This window comes from Pseudomonas bananamidigenes (assembly GCF_001679645.1).
Classification (GTDB): domain Bacteria; phylum Pseudomonadota; class Gammaproteobacteria; order Pseudomonadales; family Pseudomonadaceae; genus Aquipseudomonas; species Aquipseudomonas bananamidigenes.
Window position 1 is genome coordinate 1 of sequence record NZ_LRUN01000117.1, and the last position, 3,016, is coordinate 3,016.

Annotated in this window: 3 protein-coding genes; 1 reads left to right on the forward strand and 2 read right to left on the reverse strand. The window is 61.6% G+C overall.

Annotation, left to right across the window (positions count from 1 at the left end; genetic code table 11):
- Positions 1 to 28: 28 nt before the first annotated feature.
- The gene (locus tag BBF94_RS26855) at positions 29 to 1,366 is read right to left on the reverse strand and encodes a DEAD/DEAH box helicase (protein WP_065261933.1); all 1,338 of its coding nucleotides are present in this window, start codon (positions 1,364 to 1,366) and stop codon (positions 29 to 31) included.
- Between the two features lie 52 nt (positions 1,367 to 1,418).
- On the reverse strand, positions 1,419 to 2,354 hold the full coding sequence (gene yedA / locus BBF94_RS26860; RefSeq protein WP_065261934.1) for a drug/metabolite exporter YedA: 936 nt from the start codon (positions 2,352 to 2,354) through the stop codon (positions 1,419 to 1,421).
- A gap of 163 nt (positions 2,355 to 2,517) precedes the next feature.
- Between yedA and BBF94_RS26865 the strand changes: the two genes are divergently transcribed.
- A complete protein-coding gene (locus BBF94_RS26865; RefSeq protein WP_065261935.1) occupies positions 2,518 to 2,970 on the forward strand; it encodes an Lrp/AsnC family transcriptional regulator in 453 nt (150 codons plus the stop codon).
- Positions 2,971 to 3,016 lie beyond the last annotated feature (46 nt).

Below are 3,016 nucleotides of genomic sequence, written 5' to 3' on the forward strand. Positions count from 1 at the left end.
GAGGGTTAGGGTGAGGGGCTTTTGATCTTTAAGGCTTACGCTTGCGCGGCCCGGTATTGAACGCCGGCACTTTACGCACAGGCTTGATCGAAGGCTCCGGCGCCTGGCTATCCCCGCTGTCCACCCACTTGCCCAGATTGCGTTTGCCACCGCCACCGGACGCTTTCGGCTTTTTCGGTTTCTTCGGCTTCTTGATCACCTGACCGCTGGCATCGGTTTCCGGCACGCGGTGATCAGGCTCGAAGTCCGGCTCGTTCTGACGCTTGAGGGTCTGACGGGTCAGCATCTCGATGGCCGACAGCAGATTCACTTCATCGGCACACACCAGGGAAATCGCCTCACCGGTAGACCCCGCACGGCCGGTGCGACCGATACGGTGAATGTAATCCTCGGCCACGATCGGCAGATCGAAGTTGACCACCAATGGCAGATCTTCGATATCCAGTCCACGGGCCGCCACGTCGGTGGCCACCAGAATCTGCACTTCGCTCAGCTTGAAACGGTCCAGCGCGCGCTGCCGGGTGGCCTGGGGTTTATCGCCATGGATGCCATCGGCGTTCACGCCCAGGCCCTGGAGTTTTTCCACCAGCGCGTCCACACCGTTGCGGGTCTTGGCGAACACCAGCACCTGCTTCCACTTGTTCTTGCGCATCAGGTGCACGAACAGTTCCGGCTTGCGCTTCTTGTCCACCGTGACGATCCACTGCTTGACGGTGTTGGCGGCCACGTTGCGCGGGCTGACTTCGATGCTCAGCGGATCGTTGAGCATCTGCCCGGCCAGCAGGCGGATGTCATCGGAGAAAGTCGCGGAGAACAGCAGCGTCTGACGTTTTTTCGGCAGCGCGCGGTAAATGTTCGCCAGCTCTTCAGTGAAACCCAGATCGAGCATGCGGTCGGCTTCGTCCAGCACCAGGGTTTGCAGCTGATTGAACTTCAGCGCGTTCTGACGGAACAGGTCGAGCAGACGGCCCGGGGTCGCGACCAGCAGGTCGACACCGCCACGCAGCTTCATCATCTGCGGGTTGATGCTGACGCCGCCATACACCGCGTAAGTGCGCAGCGGCAGATTTTCGGCGTACTGACGCACGGCCTCGTGGACTTGTTCGGCCAGTTCACGGGTCGGCACCAGGATCAGCGCGCGTACCGAGTTGGCAGCGACTTTCGGCCCTTCCATCGCCAGCAATTGCAGCAGCGGCAAAGCGAAACCGGCGGTCTTGCCGGTCCCGGTCTGGGCGGCGGCCATCAGGTCACGACCGGCCAGCACCGCCGGAATGGCTTGCGCCTGCACCGGCGTCGGGGTCTGGTAGCCGAGCTTCTCGAGGGAGCGCAGCAAGGGTTCGATCAGGCCAAGGGTGGCGAAAGTCATGGGAGTACCGTAGGAAAAATCAGGGCAAGTGTGCGATGGCGCGCAGTTTACCCTAATTCGCACGCTGCTCCGTCGCAATGCCTTCGGGCTCGCAGACCTCTGCCGGTGCCGGACGCCGCCACTGTGGCAGACCGATCAGCACCACTGCGCCAATGATCACCAGCATTGCCAGCGCCTCTTCGACCCCGATGGTCTCGCCGACAAACACGATCCCCAGCAACACCGCCACCGCAGGGTTCACATAGGCATAACTGGTGGCCGCCGCCGGGCGGACGTTTTTCAACAGATACATGTACGCGTTGAAGGCGATGATTGAGCCGAAGAAGATCAGGTACGCCAGCGCCAGCCAGCCTTCCAGCGGCGGCATGGCCTCCAGGTGCTCGCCGCTGACTGCGCTGCCGATCAGCAGCACCACGCCACCCACCAGCATTTCCACGGCACTGGCCATTGCGCCCTGGGGCAACGGCAAGTGCTTGCTCCACACCGAGCCGAAGGCCCAGCTCGCCGCCGCGAAAATCAGCAACGCCGCGCCCAGCGGACTCGATTGCAGGTTGGAACCCATATTGAGCATGGCGATGCCGAGTATCCCCATCCCCACCCCGGCCCATTCCAGACGGGTATTGCGTGCTCCCCAGAAATATCCGCAGAGCAAGGTGAACAACGGCACCGTCGCCACCGCCAGTGCAGCGACCCCCGATGCCACGCCCGTGTGTTCGGCCACCGTCACCGCACCGTTGCCGAAACTCAGCAGCAGAATCCCGATGATCCCCGCCGCTTTCCATTGCGCCCAGGTCGGCGCCGGCACCCCGCGCCAGCGCAGGAACGCATACATCAGGCTGCCGCCGATCACGAATCGCACGCCGCCGAGCATGAAGGGCGGCCAGTATTCGACGCCGATGCGGATCACCAGATAGGTCGATCCCCAAATCACGTACAACGCAAAGAACGCAGCAATCAACGGCAAGGAAAAACGGCGCAAGGCAGACATGGGCAGCTCGAAAGTCAGACTCAGGGGATGGGTTATTCTAGAAAGGCCAACCGCTAAAAATAAGTTACAAAACCTGTTTATAGCGCCGGTACACTTTTGAAAACACGGAGATCGACGGCCCTGACCGCGATTTCGAAAGTCTGGCATTTTCAGGAGTCCGACCTTGGACAGATACGACCGCATGCTGCTCGCCGCCCTGCTCGAAAATGGTCGCGCGTCCTATGCCGACCTCGCCCGCAAAGTGAACCTCTCCGCCCCCGCCGTCGCCGAACGCGTGGCCAAACTCGAGGCCGGCGGCGTGATCACCGGTTACTCGGCCAAGGTCGACATGGCCAGACTCGGCCTGCCGATCCAGTGCGTCATCGAACTGCGCCTGAACCAGCATGGCAACCCGAAGGTGTACGACGAACTGATCAGCATCCCGCAACTGACCGAATGCCACCGCGTCACCGGCGACCCCTGCGTGATCATGCAGGCTGCCGTAGGCTCGATGACCGAGCTGGAGGAGCTGATCAACCGGGTGGCGAAATTCGGGTTCAGCAAGACGTCGATCGTGTTGTCGAGTGCGATAGAGAAGCGGGTGCCGTTGGGGCATATCGAGAACAACGGCAAATAAACTTCTCGTCCCGATCGTTCCCACGCTCTGCGTGGGAATGACTCAA